Below are 17,382 nucleotides of genomic sequence, written 5' to 3' on the forward strand. Positions count from 1 at the left end.
CGTCAGTCCGCCTGCCCACGGACAGACAGCCCCAGCGGACGGCCCCGGCCGTCCGTCAGACCCATGCCCAGGCGCAGGCTGGTGCCGATGCGTTCGGCATGCCCGATCATCAGGTCGGCGGCGGCGGGCTCTAGAAGTTCACGCGCCGTTTCGCGCCACAGGCGCAGCCAGGTTTCAAAATGTCCGGGGCCGATACCGCCCAGGGCGCGATGCACGGCCATCGGATTGCCACGATAGCTGCCCGCGCGTAGCGCCACGGAGGCCCAGAATGAAACCAGCCGCCGGAGGTGTTCGTCCCAGTCGTGCACCGCCGCTTCAAACACCGGTCCGAGCTGCGGATCCCGGCGGACCTTGTCGTAGAAACGATCGACCAGCCGCACCAGCGCCGCCGTGTCGAGGGAAAGGGGGTGTCCATGCCGCCACCCTAGCCGGTACTACCCTGACCTGGGCTGACCGGGGTCAAGGCGGACACCACTGCGCCGGACCGAACATGGGATCCCCACCGGAGCCAGCCATGCCCGAAATCGAGATCGATGCCGCCCTTGTGGCCGCCGGGCTGGCGCTGGAACCGGAGCGGTTCCGCGAACTGATGCGCGCCGGCAGGATCCGCAGCCTGTGCGAGCGCGGCACCGGTTCCGACGAAGGCCTCTACCGGCTCACCTTCTACTACGGGCCGCACCGCTTCCGGGTCCTTACCGACGGTGCGGACCGGATCGAACGACTGGCCTGATCGCCCCCGCGCTTGACAGCCACGGCGCCACGCCAGCACAGTCGGGCCATGTCCCGGCACTTGGCCACCACGATCATTACCACCTCCACTACCCTCGCGGTGGTGCGGTCGGTCATGCCTGGATAAGTCTTTCCACTCACGGCCCCGCACCTCGACAGAGGGCGGGACCACTGCACGACCCCTCCCCTGACGACACGCGCGGCCTCCTCCGGAGGTTGCATGAACGCGTCGCTGCTCGAAGCCAAACCCTCGCCTGCCGTCGGCCTGCGCACCCGCGCGCACAAGTTCGGCGGCAGTTCGCTGGCCGATGCCACGCGCATCCGCCACGTCGCCGGACTGCTGATGGCCGCCGACGAACCCGGCCAGGTGGCCGTGGTCTCGGCCATGCAGGGCGTGACCGATGCCCTGATCGCCCTGTCCGAAGCCGCCGCCGGCGGCCGCGACTGGCGCCCCGACTGGCAGGTGCTGCAGCAACGCCACGAAGACACTGCCCGCGCGCTGCTGGGCGAACAGGCGGCCGACACGCTGGCCTGGCTGCGCGGACAGTTCGAGGGATTGGCCGGCCTGTTGCAGGCCGTGTCCGTGCTCGGGTCGCCCGGACGACCTGCCTTTGAGCGCATCCAGGGCCTGGGGGAGGTGTTTTCATCGCGCCTGCTGTGGGCGCACCTGGCGGCCCGTGGCGCCACGCATGCATTGCTCGATGCACGCGAGGTGCTGGTGGTGCGGCACGAAGAACTCGGCGTCGCGGTGGACTGGCCGCGTTCGCGCGCCAACCTCGCGCGCTGGCGCGACGCCCACCCGCAGGCGCGCGTGGTGGCCACCGGCTTCATCGCCAGCAGCGAGGACGGCCTATCCACCGTGCTGGGCCGCAACGGCAGCGACTATTCCGGCGCCATCTTCGCGGCGCTGTTCGAGGCCGAGGAACTGCACATCTGGACCGATGTGGACGGCGTGCTGTCGGCCGACCCGCGCCTGGTGCCGGAAGCGGTCGCGCTGCCGGCGCTGAGTTACCGCGAAGCCTGCGAACTCGCCTATTTCGGCGCCAAAGTGATCCACCCGCAGACGCTGACGCCGGCGATCGCACGCAACCTGCCGGTGCTGATCCGCAACACCTTCCGTCCGGAACATCCCGGCACACGCATCACGGCCGACGGCGGACCTGGCGGTCCGGTGAAAGGCCTGACGCTGAGCCCCGGCCTGGCCCTGGTCAGCCTGGAAGGCGCCGGCCTGATCGGCGTGCCGGGCACGGCCGAACGTGTGTTCGCCGCGTTGCACGCCGCGCGCATCTCGGTGGTGATGATCTCGCAGGGGTCGTCCGAACATTCGATCTGCTGCGTGGTGCGCGAGGGCGAAGCCGCGGCGGCGGCCGCGGCGCTGTCGCGCGCCTTCGAACGCGAGCAGGCCGCGGGCCAGGTGCAGGGCGTGCAGCGCATCGGCGGCATCAGCGTGCTGGCGGTGGTGGGCGACGGCATGGCCGGTACGCCCGGCGTCGCCGCACGGCTGTTCGGCGCCCTGGCGCGGGCGCGGGTGAACGTGCGCGCGATCGCCCAGGGGGCATCGGAACGCAACATCTCGGTCGCGGTCGCGGCCGAAGACGCCACCCGCGCGCTGCGCGCCGCGCATGCCGCCTTCTGGCTGTCGGCGCAGACGGTGGCACTGGCGGTCATCGGCCCGGGCAAGGTCGGCGGCGCCCTGCTGGACCAACTGGATGCCGCGATGCCGCGCCTGCGCCGTGACGCCGGCCTCGACCTGAGGTTGCGCGTGCTGGCCGACAGCCGCCGCGCCTGGCTCGGCGAGCACGGTGCCGCCGGCGACTGGCGCATGCATCTCGCCGCCGCGCCTGCGGGCGACCTGGACGCCCTCGCACCGCACCTGCTCGGCGCGCACCTGCCACATGCGGTGATCGTGGACTGCAGCGCCAGCGACACCGTCGCCGAACGTTATGCCGGCTGGCTGGCCGCCGGCATCCACGTGATCACTCCGAACAAACACGCGGTGGCGGGTCCATGGCCACGGCGCCAGGCGATCGAGGCGGCCTGCCTGGCCGGTGGCGCACGCCTGCGCTACGAAGCCACGGTCGGCGCCGGCCTGCCGGTGATCCAGACCCTGCGCGACCTGCTCGACACCGGCGACCAGCTGGTGGCGGTCGAAGGCATCCTGTCGGGTACGCTGGCCTGGCTGTTCAACCGCTACGACGGTGCCTTGCCGTTTTCGGCCTTGGTGCGCGAGGCGCATGCACTGGGTTACACCGAACCCGATCCGCGCGAGGACCTGTCGGGCATGGACGTGGCGCGCAAGCTGGTGATCCTGGCGCGCGAGGCCGGGCTGGCGTTGTCGCTGGACCAGGTGCAGGTCGAGAGCCTGGTGCCCGAAGCGATGCGCGGCGGACCACGCGAACAGTTCATGGCGACCTGGAACAACTGGACGCGCCACTGCACGAACGCCTGAAGTCAGCCCGCGACCGCGGCGCCGTGCTTCGTTATGTCGCCCGACTCGGGCAGGATGGCCAGGCCCGCGTGGCCCTGGCCGAACTGCCGGCCGACCACGCCTTCGCCCACCTGCGACTGACGGACAACATCGTGCAGTTCACCACCCGGCGTTACCGCGACAATCCGCTGATCGTGCAGGGCCCGGGCGCGGGGCCCGAAGTCACGGCCGCCGGCGTGTTCTCCGACCTGCTGCGGCTGGCGGCCGCACTGGGGGCGCGACTGTGAGCAGCGACATCGCGTGCGCGTTCGCGCCGGCTTCGGTCGGCAATGTCGGGGTCGGTTTCGACATCCCAGGGCACAGCCTGGCCGGACCCGGCGACCGCGCCACCGTGCGCCGCATCGCCGAACCGGTGGTGCGCATCGCGGCGATCCGCGGCACCGTCACCACGCTGCCGCTCGAAGCCGCGCGCAATACCGCCGGTGCCGCGTTGCTGTCATTGCGCGAGGGACTGGGCCTGGACGGGGGTTTCGAACTCGAACTCGACAAGGGCATCCCGCTGGGTTCGGGCCTGGGTGGTTCGGCCGCGTCCTGCGTGGCGGCATTGGTGGCGGCGAACGCACTGCTCGACACGCCGCTGTCGCGCGAGGCGCTGTACCCGCATGCGTTGGCCGGCGAAGCCGTGGCCAGCGGCGGCCGCCACGGCGACAACGTCGGGCCGATGCTGTTGGGCGGACTGGTGCTGGCCACCGCCGACCGCCTGATGCAGGTGCCGGTACCGGCGTCCTGGACCTGCGTCGTGGTGCATCCGCATTTCGTGCTGGAAACCCGCGAGGCGCGCGCGGCGCTGGCCGGTGCCTATGCGCTGGGCGAGTTCGTCGCGCAAAGTGCTTCACTCGCACAAGTGCTGCTGGGCTGCGAGCGCGGCGATGCGGCGCTGGTGCGCGCCGGCCTGCACGACACCCTGGTCGAACCGCGGCGTGCGCGCCTGATCCCCGGTTTCGCGGCGGTCAAACAGGCAGCGCTGGACGCCGGCGCACTGGGCGCCAGTATTTCCGGCGCCGGCCCCAGCGTGTTCGCCTGGTTCGAACATCAAACGCAGGCGCGGATGGCCGGCATCGCCATGGCGGCCGCCTTCTCCTCCGCTGGCCTTTCCAGCGACCTCCACGTTTCCCCCGTGGCCGGCCCGGCCGCACAGGTGATGGCATGAAGATGATCAGCACGCGCGGCCTGTCGCCGCCGGTGACCGCCAGCGAAGCGATGACCGCCGGCCTGGCGCCCGACGGCGGGCTGTACATGCCCTCGTCGCTGCCGCGCCTGGCGCCCGAGGATTTCGCCGGTTTGACGCACCTGCCGATGATCGCCGAACGACTGCTGCGGGATTTTTCGCCGACGACGTGCTGGCGCCGGAACTGGCGGCGATCTGTCGCGCCGCCTTCACCGTCGAGCCACCGCTGCGGCCGTTCGGCAACGAGGGGGATTACCTGCTCGAGCTGTTCCATGGCCCGACCGCGGCCTTCAAGGACTACGGCGCCGGGTTCCTCGCCGCGGGCCTTGCCGCGCTGGCGCCGCGCGAGCAGGAACTGACCATCGTGGTCGCGACTTCGGGCGACACCGGCGCGGCGGTGGCGGCGGCCTTCCACGGCCGGCCCGGTTTCCGCGTGCTGATCCTGTATCCGCAGGGCCGGGTGTCGCCGCGCCAGGCGCATCAGCTCGGATGTTTCGACGGCAATGTGCGTGCCTTCCGCGTGGCCGGCAGCTTCGACGACTGCCAGCGCCTGGCCAAGGCGGTGCTGGCCGACAACGAGCTCAAGCAGGACGTGCCGCTGAGTTCGGCCAACAGCATCAGCCTGGGCCGCCTGCTGCCGCAGATGGCCTATTACGCCCAGGCCAGCCTGTCGCACTGGCGTGCGCACCGGCGTCCGCTGGGCTTCGTGGTGCCCACCGGCAATCTGGGCAATGCCCTCGCCTGCCTGCTGGTGCGCCACATGGGCCTGCCGGTCGGCGGCATCGTGCTGGCGGGCAATGCCAACCAGGTGCTGGCGGAATTTTTCGCAGGTGGTGAATACCGCCCGCGCCCCGGCATCCCGACCCTTGCCAATGCCATGGACGTGGGATCGCCGAACAATTTCGAGCGCCTGGACTGGCTGTTCCCGGACGAGCCGGAGCTGCGTCATGCCCTGCGGGCCGAATCGGTGGACGACCGGGCGATCGAGGCCACCATCCGCGCCAGCCACACGCGCATCGGCGAGACGATCTGCCCGCACACGGCGACCGCCGTGCAGGTGCTGCAGCGTCTGCGCGCACGCGGCGAAACCGGCGACTGGTGCGTGGTGGCCACCGCCCACCCGGCCAAGTTCCCGGAAGTGGTCGAGCCCCTGGTCGGCGCCCCGGTGCCCCTGCCCCCGGCCCTCGCGGCCATGCTCGAGCGACCCAGCCAGGCCGAACCGCTGGCCGCCGACGAACCGGCCCTGAAGGCCCTGCTGCGGGCCTGGTAGGGAGCGGGCGGGGGTTTCTGCGATAATCCGCGGGCCTGGCCCCGTAGCTCAGCTGGATAGAGCGTCCCCCTCCTAAGGGGAAGGTCGTACGTTCGAATCGTATCGGGGCCGCCATTCTTATTTCGGCCGCTTGCGGCCACCCGTTCGGAGCCTTCCATGTCCCATCCCGTCCTTCCGCGCTTGGCCTGACCGGCCAGGAATCCGGCACCTATCTCGGCCACGGCGAGTGGTCCAAGACCCGCGACGCCGGCGTCATCGAACCGGTCAACCCGAGCAATGGCGAGGTGCTGGGCAAGGTCTACGCCTCGTCCCAGGCCGACTACGACCTGATCCTCGAGCGCGCCCAGGCCGCCTTCAAGGTCTGGCGCACCACGCCGGCGCCCAAGCGCGGCGAAGCCATCCGCCTGTGCGCGGATGCGCTGCGCAAGCACAAGGACGCGCTGGGTTCGCTGGTGGCGCTGGAGATGGGCAAGTCAAGCCGGAAGGCGACGGCGAAGTGCAGGAGATGATCGACATCGGCGAGTTCGCCGTCGGCCTGTCGCGCCAGCTCTACGGCCTGACCATGCACTCCGAGCGCCCGGGCCACCGCATGTACGAGCAGTACCAGCCGCTCGGCATCGTCGGCATCATCTCGGCGTTCAACTTCCCGGTCGCCGTGTGGGCCTGGAATTCGTTCCTGGCCGGCGTCTGCGGCGACATCTGCATCTGGAAGCCCTCGCCCAAGACCCCGCTGTCGGCGATCGCCTCGATGAAGATCTGCAACGAAGCCCTGCAGGCCGGCGGCTTCCCGGACATCTTCTTCCTGTTCAACGACGGCGGCACCGAGCTGGCGCAGACCTTCGTGGACGACAAGCGCATCCCGCTGATCAGCTTCACCGGTTCGACCAAGGTCGGCCGCATGGTCGGCGAGCGCGTCGCACGCCGCATGGGCCGCTCGCTGCTCGAGCTGGGCGGCAACAACGCCATCATCGTCGACCCGTCGGCCGACCTGAAGCTGGCCATCCCGGCCATCGCCTTCGGCGCCGTCGGCACCGCCGGCCAGCGCTGCACCACCACCCGCCGCTGCTTCATCCACGAGTCGATCTACGACGACGTGCTGGCCAAGCTCATCGCGGCCTACAAGCAGGTCGAGAAGAAGATCGGCGACCCGACCGACCCGGCCAACCTGATGGGCCCGCTCAACAGCTCCGACGCGGTGGATGCCTACCTCGACGCCGTGGCCAAGGCGAAGGCCAGCGGCGGCAAGGTCGAGACCGGCGGCGGCAAGATCGAGCGCCCGGGCAACTTCGTGCTGCCCACCATCGTCACCGGCCTGAAGAACAGCGATGAAATCGTCCAGCACGAGACCTTCGCGCCGATCCTGTACGTGATGAAGTACAAGACGCTGGACGAGGCCATCGACATGCAGAACGACGTGCCGCAGGGCCTGTCGTCGGCGATCTTCACCACCAACCTCAAGGCGGCCGAGGCCTTCCTGGCGGCGTCGGGCTCCGACTGCGGCATCGCCAACGTCAACATCGGCACCTCGGGCGCCGAGATCGGCGGCGCCTTCGGCGGCGAGAAGGAGACCGGCGGTGGCCGCGAATCCGGCTCCGACGCGTGGAAGGTCTACATGCGTCGCCAGACCAACACCATCAACTATTCGGACGCGCTGCCGCTGGCCCGGGGCATCAAGTTCGACCTCTGAGGACTGAGCATGGACCCGCAGAACCTGCCGCCGCCCGCCCCCGCCACCCCGGCGCCGGCCGCTCCCTTCCGGCAGACCAGCGCACTGGCCATCACCAGCCTGATCGCCGGCGTCCTCGGCTGGACCCTGCTGCCCTGGCTGGGCAGCCTGGTGGCGGTGATCACCGGCCACCTGGCCCGCGCCGAGATCCGCCGCAGCCCGGACACCCTGGAGGGCGATGGCCTGGCCATCGCCGGCCTGGTGCTGGGCTGGGTGATGATCGCGCTGAGCGTGCTGACCATCCTGGCGGTGATCCTGTTCTTCGGGGGACTGGCCGTGCTGCTCGGCTTCCTCGGCATCAGCGGCCAGCTCTGAGCCGCTGACGCATGTATTCACTCGCGCGACCCTTCCTCTTCCACCTCGACGCCGAACGGGCCCACGGCCTGGGACTCAAGGCGCTGGAAGCCGCCTATCGCAGCGGCCTGAACCCGCTGCTGGCCGGCCGGCCGAAACCGCTGCCGACAAAAGTGATGGGCCTGGACTTCCCGAACCCGGTCGGCTGCGCCGCCGGCCTGGACAAGAACGGCGCCCACGTGGACGCCCTGCTGGCACTGGGCTTCGGATTCGTCGAGGTCGGCACCACCACGCCGCGCCCGCAGGAGGGCAACCCGAAGCCGCGCATGTTCCGGCTGCCCGAGCACAGCGCCGTCATCAACCGGCTGGGCTTCAACAACGAAGGCGTGGACGCGCTGGTGCGAAATGTCTCGAAGGCGCGCCGCAAACACGGTCTGCTGGGCATCAACATCGGCAAGAACAAGGACACGCCGAACGAGGATGCGGCCGACGACTACCTGTATTGCCTCGAGCGGGTCTATCCGCTGGCCGACTACATCACGGTCAACATCTCCTCGCCCAACACCGCCGGCCTGCGCGAGCTGCAGGAAGAACAGGCGCTGCGCCAGCTGGTCGGCACGCTGCGCGAGGCGCAGGAAAAACTCGGTGCACAGCACGGCAAGCGGGTGCCCATGCTGGTGAAGGTCGCACCCGACCTGTCCGACGAAGACATCGACGCCTGCGGGCGCGTGCTGGGCGACCTGCAGGTGGACGGCGTGATCGCCACCAACACCACCGTGGACCGGCTGCCGGTGGAACGCCACCGCCTGGCGGGCGAAGCGGGCGGACTGTCGGGCGCGCCGCTGTACGGCAAGTCCACCGCGGTGCTGCGGCGCATGCGCGCGCGCCTGGACCCGGCCATCCCGATGATCGGCGTGGGCGGCATCCTGAGCGGCGCCGATGCGGCCGGCAAGATCACCGCCGGCGCCCGGCTGGTGCAGTTCTACACCGGCATGGTCTATCGCGGGCCGGAACTGATCGGCGAATGCGTCGGTGCCATCCGGCGCCTGCGCGAGGGCCACCCATGAGCGGCTACCAACTGGCGGAGAACGTTTCGCTGGCCGGCCGCAACACCTTCCGGGTCGCGGCCCGGGCCGCGATGATGGCCGACGTGTCGCGCGCCGACGCGCTGGCCGGGCTGTTCGAATTCGCGATGCTGCGCGAGGGCCCGGTGCTGGTGCTGGGCGAAGGCAGCAACCTGCTGTTCGCCGGTGATTTCCCCGGCGTGGCGGTCTGCCTGACGATGGCCGGCGTGGGCATCGTGCAGGAAGACGGCGGCAGCGCCCTGGTGCGTGCCGAAGCCGGCATGAACTGGAACGACCTGGTCGGCTGGACCCTGGCGCGCGGCCTGTGCGGGCTGGAGAACATGGCCCTGATCCCGGGCACGGTCGGCGCCGCGCCGATCCAGAACATCGGCGCCTATGGCGTCGAGGTCGGCGAATTCGTCGAGACGGTCGAGGCCTTCCAGCGCGACACCGGCCAGGTCAAGCGCATCGCCGCCACCGACTGCGGCTTCGGTTACCGCGACAGCCTGTTCAAGCGCGAGAGCGAACGCTGGGTGGTGACCGCACTGGAGCTGCGCCTGCCGCGTGAACGCGATCTGCGGCTCGACTACGCCGGCGTGAAGGAAGAGCTGGCGGCAATGGGCATCGCGACGCCGCGTGCGGTGCACGTGGCCGAGGCCATCAGCCGCATCCGCACCCGCAAGCTGCCCAACCCGGCCGTGCTGGGCAACGCCGGCAGCTTCTTCAAGAACCCGGTGGTGGATGCCGCCACCGCCGAGACGATGAAGGCGGAACATCCGCTGCTGCCCGTGTTCCCGGGCAGCGACGGCCAGCGCAAGCTCTCCGCCGCCTGGCTGATCGAGGCCTGCGGCTGGAAGGGTTTCCGCGAAGGTGATGCCGGCGTCGCCGCGCAGCACGCCCTGGTGCTGGTCAACCACGGGCAGGCCAGCGGCGCACAACTGCTCGACCTGGCCCGGCGCATCGCCGCCTCCGTGCGGGAGCGCTTCGGCGTGGCGCTGGAACCGGAGCCGCGCATCATCGGCGCCCGCTTCGACACCCCTTGAGCACCACCGCCGACACCCCGAATCGCGCGCCGGCGACGTGCGCCGCGCGGTGGCGCTGATGACCGCCAGCACCGTGCTGTTCGGCTGCATGGCCGTCTGCATCCGCCTGGCCTCCGAGCAGCTGCATCCGTTCGAGATCGCCTTCTTCCGCAACTTCTTCGGCTTCGTGTTCATCCTGCCGATGCTGTTCCGGCACGGCCCGAAGATCCTGCGCACGACCAAGCTGCCCTTCTACCTGCTGCGCTGCCTGATAGGCATCGTGTCGATGCTGGCCGGCTTCTGGGCGATCGTGAACCTGCCGCTGGCGCAGGCGATCGCACTGTCGTACTCGACGCCGCTGTTCGTCACCATCGGCGCGGTGCTGGTGCTGGGCGAGATCGTGCGTGCGCGGCGCTGGACCGCGGTGCTGGTCGGCTTTATGGGCGTGCTGGTGATCGTGCGCCCCGGCAGCGACGCCTTCACCGCCGGCAGCCTGGTGGCGCTGCTGGCGGCCGTGGCCAGCGCCAGCGTGGCGATCAGCATCAAGTTCCTGTCGCGCACCGAACACCCCGACGCGATCGTGCTCTACACGACCATGCTGTGGGTGCCGATGTCGCTGGTGCCGGCGCTGTTCTACTGGGAAACGCCGGTCGGCATCACCTGGCTGTGGATCGTGCTGGCGGGATTCCTGGGAACCACCGCGCACATGTGCTGGACCCGCGCGCTGAAGCTGGGCGATGCGTCCATGCTGACGCCGATCAGCTTCCTGCAGATCATCGTCGTCGCCGTGTTCGGCTACGTGCTGTTCGGCGAGGCCCTGGACCGCTGGACGGTGCTGGGCGCGGCGATCGTGTTCGGCTCCAACGTCTACATCGCCCGGCGCGAGGCGCGGCTGGCGCGCCAAGCCGTCACCGACCCCGAGATCAACCAGGAAACACCGGCGCCGCGTTGACCGGCGTCAGCCTTCCGCGGCTTCCTCGCGGATGCGCTCGGCCGCACGTTTCTGCGGCGGGCTCAACGATTCCTCCGGCGCCTCCAGCAGCGGCTGCACATAACGCGCACGCAGCTGCGCGGCCTCGGCCGGCTCGCCCGCTTCGGCCAGGGCATGCGACAGCGACCAGGCCGAGAGCACGGTGTCCGGATGTTCCTCGCCCAGCGCTTCCCGGCGCAGCTCGAGCTGCTCGCGGAAAGAGGCCACGGCACCCGGCCAGTCGCCGGTCTCGCCAGGGCGTCGCCCTGCACTGCCAGCGCCGCATGCAGCTGCGGGTTCTTCGGGCCCAGCACCTCGCGCGCGGCCGGCAGCACGGCGCGCACTTCGGCCAGGGCCTGTTCCGGTTGGCCGGCCCGGCGCAGGGTGCCGGCGTGGTTGATGCGCACGAACAGCGTGTCGGGATGGTCCGGACCCAGGATCCGGGTGCGGGCCGCGATGACCTGCGCCTCCATGGCCAGGCCTTCGTCGATGCGCTCGCGGCGCACCAGCAGCGAGGACAGGTTCAGGCGCGAACGCAGGCTGTCGGTCGAATCGGGGCCGAGTACGCGTTCGCGCGCCTCGAGCACCTCGCGCATGGTCGCCTCGGCCTCGTCCAGGCGGCCCAGGTCGAGCAGCATGTTGCCGAGGTTGTTGCGCTGGTTGAGCGTGATCGGGTGTTCGGCGCCGAGGCGGCGCGACTGGATCTCGACCAGTTGCTGCTGCAGTTCGAGCGCCTGTTCCAGGTCGCCCATCATCGCCCGCATCACCGCCAGGTTGCTCATCGAGGCCAGCGTGTCCTCGTGTTCGGGGCCGATCACTTCGCGGCGCAGCGGATAGAGCCGCTCCATCGCCGCACGCGCCGTCGGCAGTTCGCCGGTGCGGGCCTGGGTGATGGCCAGGTTGTTGAGGATGACCAGAACCTTCGGATCGGATCCGCCACGCGCAGTCGCGGCGCGCGTGTACAGCGCCTGCTGCAGCTCGCGCGCGGCGACACGATCGCCCAGGGCCGCGATGGTTTCGCTCATCCGCAGTTCGATTGCCAGGCGCTGGTCGCCGTCCGGCGGCAGCGCGACCGACTGCGACATCACCTGCTCCATCAGCGCGTTCGCTTCCTTGGCCTTGGCGCTGGACAGCATCACGCCGGCCTGCTGGGTGCGCACCCGCAAGGTATCGGGATGTCCGGGGCCGAGCGCCTGTTCGCGGTAGTCGCCGACGCGGGTGTAGCCGGCCTCGGCGGCGGCGGCCAGGCCCAGGGCCTCGTGCACTTCGGCGACCGATTCGCGCAGGTCCGCGGCCAGTGCCGGCTGGTCGGCGAAATCGCGTTCGATCGCCGTTTCCGCGCTGGCGAGGATGTTGCGGTCGACCAGGCTGCGCGCCAGGTCGGCCGGGCTGGTGCGGGCCAGCAGCGCTTCGAGCGCCGGCACGCGTTCCGGGTCCACCTTGCCGAGCTGTTCGCGCAGGCCACTGGCCAGGCCGACGCCCATGGCCTCGATGTCCACGCCTTCGAGCATGGACTGCTGGAAGGCCACCACCCGCTCGAGTTCGGCGCTGCGCTGTTCGGCGATGGCGCGCTGTTCACGCGCCTGCTGCAGCCCGTAGAGCGACAGGCCAAGCCCGGCGATCAGCGCGGCAGCGACCGCGGCGGAAGCGGCGACGGCCAGTCGGTTGCGGGCGATGTACTTGCCCAGCACGTAACGCCGGCTGTGCGGCACCGCCACCAGCGGCCGCCCCTCGAGGAAACGCCGCAGCTCGTCCGCCAGTTCGGCCGCCGACGAATAACGCTGGGCGCGGTCGCGGCGCATGGCCTTTAGCACCACCCAGTCCAACTCCGTCCTGAGCAGGCGCCGCAGCTGGGTCGGGCTGATGCCCAACTGTGTGGCGCGTGCGGCGGCCAGGCCCGGGGCCAGCGTGGCGATCTGTTCCGAAGGCGGCGGCACCGTGGTGCTGGCGGTATGCGGCGCGGCGCCGGTTTCCGTGCCCGCGCCCGGCCGGTGGCCCGCCAGCAGCTCCCACAGGATCACGCCCAGCGAATAGACGTCGCTGCGCGTATCCACCTCGGCGCCGGGTTCCAGGCCCGCCTGTTCCGGGCTCATGTAGTCGGGAGTTCCTGCGCGCTCGAGCTCGCCCACGCGTTCGCCCACGGCCAGTGAACGGCTGGCGGCGGTGGCGATGCCGAAGTCGATGATCTTGGGCAACGGCCGGCCGTCCACCTCCGCCACCAGGAGGTTGCCGGGCTTGAGGTCGCGGTGGATCACGCCCTTCTGGTGCGCGTGCTGCACGCCCTCGCAGACCCGGATGAACAGCTCCAGGCGTTCGCGCAGGGGCAGCCTGCGCTGTTCGCAGAAACCGGTGAGCGCGCTGCCCTCGATGAATTCCATCGCGAAGAAGGGATGGCCCTCGGGCGTGGCGCCGGCATCGAATACCTGGGCGATGGCCGGGTGTTTCATCTGCGCCAGCAGCTGGCGCTCGACCTCGAAATAGGCCAGGTGACGGGCGTCCAGCCGGCGCGCGTTGAGCAGCTTCAGGGCGACGGTGCGGTGCACCGGCTCCAACTGTTCGGCGCGATAGACCTCGCCCATGCCGCCGCGTCCGAGCAGGGCCTCGATGCGGTAGCGGCCCAGGCGCGTGCCGGCGGGCAACGCGCCTTCGGGCGCTGGCCCTGGACCGCCGGAACGGGTCGGCAGGGCTTCGGTGGGCGACAGGTCGTCCTGGCCTTGCGTCGTCATCGTGGGCTTTCCTTGGGGACGTGGCGATGTTACCCGATGCTCCGTGGCGGGCACCCGCCGGCGGGCTGGGCTAGACTCGACCTGCCGCCCTGTTCGACGTTTCCGATGAGCCAGCGCGACTCCGATCCGATCACCACCCAGCTGACCCTGCTCAGCGGCGGTCCCCGCCGCAGCGGGCCGCGTTCTGCCTGCGTGGTGGTGATCCACGGCGAGGGCCTGGGCAAACGCGCCGACATCGAAGGCCAGCCCGTGGTCGTCGGCCGCTCGCAGGAAGCCGACCTGCACATCCCGCACAAGTCGGTGTCGCGCCAGCATTGCGAGATCCGCCGCGAGGGCGACGCCTACCGCATCCGCGACCTGGGGGCGACCAACCGCACGCGCGTCAACGAACAGCCGATCACCGAGACCCTGCTGGCCGACGGCGACCACATCACGCTGGGCGAATGCATCCTCAAGTTCATCAGCCACGCCAGCGTCGAGGCGCGCTACCACGAGGAGGTCTACCAGCTGGCCACCCACGACGCGCTGACCGAGCTCTACAACCGCCGGCACTTCGTCGAGCTGGTGGACAAGGAAATCGCGCGCGCGCTGCGCCACGACCGGCCGCTGGTGATGTGCATCATCGACGTGGACCTGTTCAAGCCGGTGAACGACCAGTACGGCCACATCGCCGGCGACGGCGTGCTGCGGCAGATGGCGGCGCTGGTGCGCGATTTCGTGCGCGGCGAGGACATCGCCGCGCGCATCGGCGGCGAGGAGTTCGCGGTGCTGCTGCCGGAGGCCAGCCTTGAGGCGGCACGTGCCTTCGCCGAGCGCCTGCGCGAAGCCATTGCACAGGCGGTCTTCGTGCTTGGCGGCGAAGAGCGGCGGCTGACCATCAGCATCGGCATCGCCGGCCTGGCGCCGTCGCGCACCGAACGCAGCACCCTGATGCAGGCGGCCGACGCCGCCCTCTACCGGGCCAAGGAAGAGGGCCGCAACCGCGTCTGCGTCGAGGCCTGAACCGAATCAGCCTTCCGGGCGCGCGGCGTAACGCCGGGCCACGTAATCGTCGATGACGCCCACGAACTCGTCGGCGATGTTCTCGCCACGCAGGGTCATCGCTTTCTCGCCGTCGATGAACACCGGTGCCGACGGCGCCTCGCCGGTGCCCGGCAGCGAGATGCCGATGTCGGCATGGCGCGATTCGCCCGGGCCGTTGACCACGCAGCCCATCACCGCCAGAGACAGGTTCTCGACGCCGGGGTATTTGAGTTTCCAGACTGGCATCTGCCCGCGCACATGCTCCTGCACCTTCTGCGCCAGCACCTGGAAGAATTCCGAGGTGGTGCGGCCGCAGCCCGGGCAGGCGGTGACCAGCGGTGTGAACGCGCGCAGGCCCATGGTCTGCAGCAGTTCCTGCGCCACCTGCACTTCCAGCGTGCGTGGCGCGCCTGGTTCGGGCGTGAGCGAGATGCGGATGGTGTCACCGATGCCTTCCTGCATCAGCACCGCCAGCGCGGCACTGGAAGCGACCATGCCCTTGCTGCCCATGCCGGCCTCGGTAAGGCCCAGGTGCAGCGGGAAATCGGAACGCGTGGCCAGGTCGCGGTAGACCGCCACCAGCTCCTGCACGCCGCTGACCTTGGCCGACAGCACGATGCGGTCGCGGCCCAGGCCGATCTCCACCGCCCGTTCGGCCGATTCCAGCGCCGACACCACCAGGGCCTCGCGCAGCACGCGCGCGGCGTCCCAGGGTTCGGCGCGGGCGTGGTTCTCATCCATCAGGCGCGCCGCCAGGGCCTGGTCCAGCGAACCCCAGTTGACGCCGATGCGCACCGGTTTGCCGTACCTGATCGCCATCTCGACGATGGCCGCGAACTGGGTGTCGCGCTTCTTGCCGAAGCCGACGTTGCCCGGGTTGATGCGGTACTTGGCCAGCGCCTCGGCGCAGGCCGGTTCGGACGCCAGCAGGCGGTCGCCGTTGTAGTGGAAGTCGCCGACGATCGGCACCGGCACGTTCATCATGTCGAGCTTTTCGCGGATGCGCGGCACCGCGGCGGCGGACTCGGGATTGTTCACCGTCACGCGCACCAGTTCCGAGCCGGCGCGCCAAAGTTCCGCCACCTGCTTCACCGTGGCATTGACGTCGGCGGTGTCGGTGTTGGTCATGGACTGCACGACCACCGGCGCGCCGCCGCCGATCAATACCTTGTCCACGGCGACCGCGCGGGTGGCGCGGCGCGGTTTCGCGGCGGCTTCGCTCATGCCGCGGCTCCGGCCGCCGCCGATTGGCGTTCGCCCAGCAGCACGTAGTCGCCGGCGTTCAGCAGCACCTCGACCTCGGGCAGCAGGTCTGGGCCGCGCGTGCCGATTTCCGGGAACTGGCCGTCCATGTCGTGGATCACCTCGACCCGGCTGCCGGACTCGATCACGGCATTGGACAGGAAACAGCGGCCAGCGCCCGGCTCCATCGGCACGATCTCCACCGCGCGGCTGACCTGGCGGCTGCCGCCATCGGCACTGACCACGCGCAACGCGACCGCGCTGCCGCGCCGCGACAGCAGTTCCACGCCTGCCGACAGCCCGCCGTCGTCCTCATAACGCAGCCAACGCATCACGCCGACCATCCAGTCCTGTTCCCCGCCATCCTCGCCGAAGCTCAGGCCGACCAGTTCGCCGACGCGGGCGCGTACCTGTTCGGCGTTTTCCCAGGTCATGCGGTAGCCACCCAGACTCTGGTCCAGCACCTTGCCGGTGAAACGCGCGACCTTGGCCATGCCCGCGCCGCCCTGGGTCCAGGCTGCGCCGGCGATGACATGCACGGTGCCCTGTGCGGACTGGCGCATGAAGGTGTCGAAGTCGCGCTGGCCGGCCAGGAAATAATGCAGTCCGCTCAGGCCCAGCACGGTGTCCAGGCCGTGACCGGCCGGCAGCCGCACCAGGCCGCGCGCGGCGATCTGGCCGAAGGCGCGGCGCAGGCGCAGCAGCAGGTCGTTGCCGACCCGGACGCCATGGCCCGCGGCCGGCACCAGTTCGGACTGGCCGTCTTGGACGCGCGCCAGCGCCCGTTCGATGTCTTCGGCGAACGCACGCAGGTCCAACCAGAGCGAATGGGTCTCGTCACTCGCACCGGGACCGGGGCCGCGGTCCGCATCATCGGGCACCACCGGCGCCAGGCCATCGGGCGCATGCTCCGCAAGGCTGCAGCGCGATACGTAGCCGCGGGCGATCGGCCACAGCGTGTCCTGCTCTGCCTGGCCGAAGGCGTAGGGGTTCACCGAGGCCATCAGCAGGGTCTGCAGGTAAACGGTGTGCACATCCATGCTGCCGCCGGCCGCGCGGTCATCCACCGACTTGCGGTCCAGTTTCAGGCTGACCGCAAAACGGTGCCACGGTGCAGTCCCTGCCAGGCACCCGCGCCCGGCGCACGGTAGACGCGCCAGGCCAGCGCCAGCGCGCGAATAATGCCAGGCGGCGCGTTCCAGCGCCTGCACCACGCCGCCGCCGCGCAGGAACGGCACCGTGCCGGACGGCGCACAGGCTTCAGCGGCCGACTTGCGGTAACCATGCGCGAGCAGCAGGTGGAAATTTTCAGCGACCGCTGCGGCACGCGCCTTGTCGGGCGGCAGCGGCAGCGGGTTGGCGGTGAACTGGCGCTCGAGCAGGGTGACCGTTTCCAGCACGGCGGCCCGCAGTTCCTCCAGCGCCCCCAGGCGCTGGGCGCCGTCCAGCTTCTGGGCCAGCAGGCTGTCCAGGGCGCGCGCCAGTTCCTGTTCCGACGCCTGCGCGTTGGCGCGCGGCAATGCCGCCACCCAGGCCTTCACTTTGCGCGGCTCGGCGGCGAAGGTGCCCGGGGCGCCACTGCCCCGGGGCAGATCGTCACAGAGCCTTCGGTAGCTATCGCTCATCGTGGGTCCTCATGGAGGGACAGTTTAGACCGGCG

11 protein-coding genes, 1 tRNA gene and 3 pseudogenes are annotated in these 17,382 nt (G+C 70.3%); 11 read left to right on the plus strand and 4 right to left on the minus strand.

Annotated features, from left to right (window positions below; translation table 11 throughout):
• Window positions 1-2: 2 nt before the first annotated feature.
• The gene (locus FRZ33_RS11945) at window positions 3-380 is read right to left on the minus strand and encodes a group III truncated hemoglobin (protein WP_227977841.1); all 378 of its coding nucleotides are present in this window, start codon (window positions 378-380) and stop codon (window positions 3-5) included.
• A gap of 134 nt (window positions 381-514) precedes the next feature.
• Between FRZ33_RS11945 and FRZ33_RS11950 the strand changes: the two genes are divergently transcribed.
• The 10 genes and pseudogenes from FRZ33_RS11950 (at window position 515) to FRZ33_RS12000 (ending at window position 10,713) form a co-directional block, all read left to right on the plus strand.
• A complete protein-coding gene (locus tag FRZ33_RS11950; protein WP_146909892.1) occupies window positions 515-730 on the plus strand; it encodes a DUF6522 family protein in 216 nt (71 codons plus the stop codon).
• 219 nt (window positions 731-949) lie between these two features.
• Window positions 950-3,444, plus strand: a pseudogene (thrA, locus tag FRZ33_RS11955) (bifunctional aspartate kinase/homoserine dehydrogenase I).
• Window positions 3,441-4,367 (plus strand): homoserine kinase, encoded by a 927-nt coding sequence (locus tag FRZ33_RS11960; protein ID WP_174754965.1) that lies wholly within the window; start codon window positions 3,441-3,443, stop codon window positions 4,365-4,367. Before thrA ends, FRZ33_RS11960 begins: the two are co-directional and overlap by 4 nt.
• Window positions 4,364-5,655, plus strand: a pseudogene (gene thrC, locus FRZ33_RS11970) (threonine synthase). Before FRZ33_RS11960 ends, thrC begins: the two are co-directional and overlap by 4 nt.
• Before the next feature lie 37 nt (window positions 5,656-5,692).
• Window positions 5,693-5,769, plus strand: a tRNA-Arg gene (locus FRZ33_RS11975).
• 71 nt (window positions 5,770-5,840) lie between these two features.
• Window positions 5,841-7,342, plus strand: a pseudogene (gene amaB, locus FRZ33_RS11980) (L-piperidine-6-carboxylate dehydrogenase).
• A gap of 9 nt (window positions 7,343-7,351) precedes the next feature.
• Complete coding sequence (locus FRZ33_RS11985) at window positions 7,352-7,696, plus strand: DUF4190 domain-containing protein (protein WP_146909898.1); 345 nt, start codon at window positions 7,352-7,354, stop codon at window positions 7,694-7,696.
• Window positions 7,697-7,707: 11 nt separating this feature from the next.
• On the plus strand, window positions 7,708-8,742 hold the full coding sequence (locus tag FRZ33_RS11990; RefSeq protein ID WP_146909900.1) for a quinone-dependent dihydroorotate dehydrogenase: 1,035 nt from the start codon (window positions 7,708-7,710) through the stop codon (window positions 8,740-8,742).
• On the plus strand, window positions 8,739-9,782 hold the full coding sequence (murB, locus tag FRZ33_RS11995) for a UDP-N-acetylmuramate dehydrogenase (RefSeq protein ID WP_146909902.1): 1,044 nt from the start codon (window positions 8,739-8,741) through the stop codon (window positions 9,780-9,782). The genes FRZ33_RS11990 and murB overlap by 4 nt, the downstream gene beginning before the upstream one ends.
• Window positions 9,783-9,840: 58 nt before the next feature.
• Window positions 9,841-10,713, plus strand: coding sequence for a DMT family transporter (locus tag FRZ33_RS12000; protein WP_146910643.1), 873 nt, complete (start codon window positions 9,841-9,843; stop codon window positions 10,711-10,713).
• A 62-nt stretch (window positions 10,714-10,775) separates the two neighbouring features.
• On the opposite strand, the gene FRZ33_RS12005 is transcribed toward FRZ33_RS12000, so the two are convergent.
• Window positions 10,776-13,457: a serine/threonine-protein kinase gene (locus tag FRZ33_RS12005; RefSeq protein WP_158637216.1), complete on the minus strand. Its 2,682-nt coding sequence runs from the start codon at window positions 13,455-13,457 to the stop codon at window positions 10,776-10,778.
• A gap of 105 nt (window positions 13,458-13,562) precedes the next feature.
• On the opposite strand from FRZ33_RS12005, the gene FRZ33_RS12010 reads away from it, so the two are divergent.
• On the plus strand, window positions 13,563-14,459 hold the full coding sequence (locus tag FRZ33_RS12010) for a GGDEF domain-containing protein (RefSeq protein WP_158637217.1): 897 nt from the start codon (window positions 13,563-13,565) through the stop codon (window positions 14,457-14,459).
• A 6-nt stretch (window positions 14,460-14,465) separates the two neighbouring features.
• On the opposite strand, the gene ispG is transcribed toward FRZ33_RS12010, so the two are convergent.
• Window positions 14,466-15,704, minus strand: a complete 1,239-nt coding sequence (gene ispG, locus FRZ33_RS12015) for a flavodoxin-dependent (E)-4-hydroxy-3-methylbut-2-enyl-diphosphate synthase (RefSeq protein WP_146909907.1) — start codon at window positions 15,702-15,704, stop codon at window positions 14,466-14,468.
• Window positions 15,701-17,347 carry a hypothetical protein gene (locus FRZ33_RS12020; RefSeq protein WP_146909909.1) on the minus strand — a complete coding sequence of 549 codons (1,647 nt, stop codon included), beginning with the start codon at window positions 17,345-17,347 and terminating at the stop codon, window positions 15,701-15,703. Before FRZ33_RS12020 ends, ispG begins: the two co-directional genes overlap by 4 nt.
• Between the last annotated feature and the right edge of the window lie 35 nt (window positions 17,348-17,382).

Source organism: Arenimonas daejeonensis, from assembly GCF_007993735.1.
GTDB lineage: Bacteria > Pseudomonadota > Gammaproteobacteria > Xanthomonadales > Xanthomonadaceae > Arenimonas > Arenimonas daejeonensis.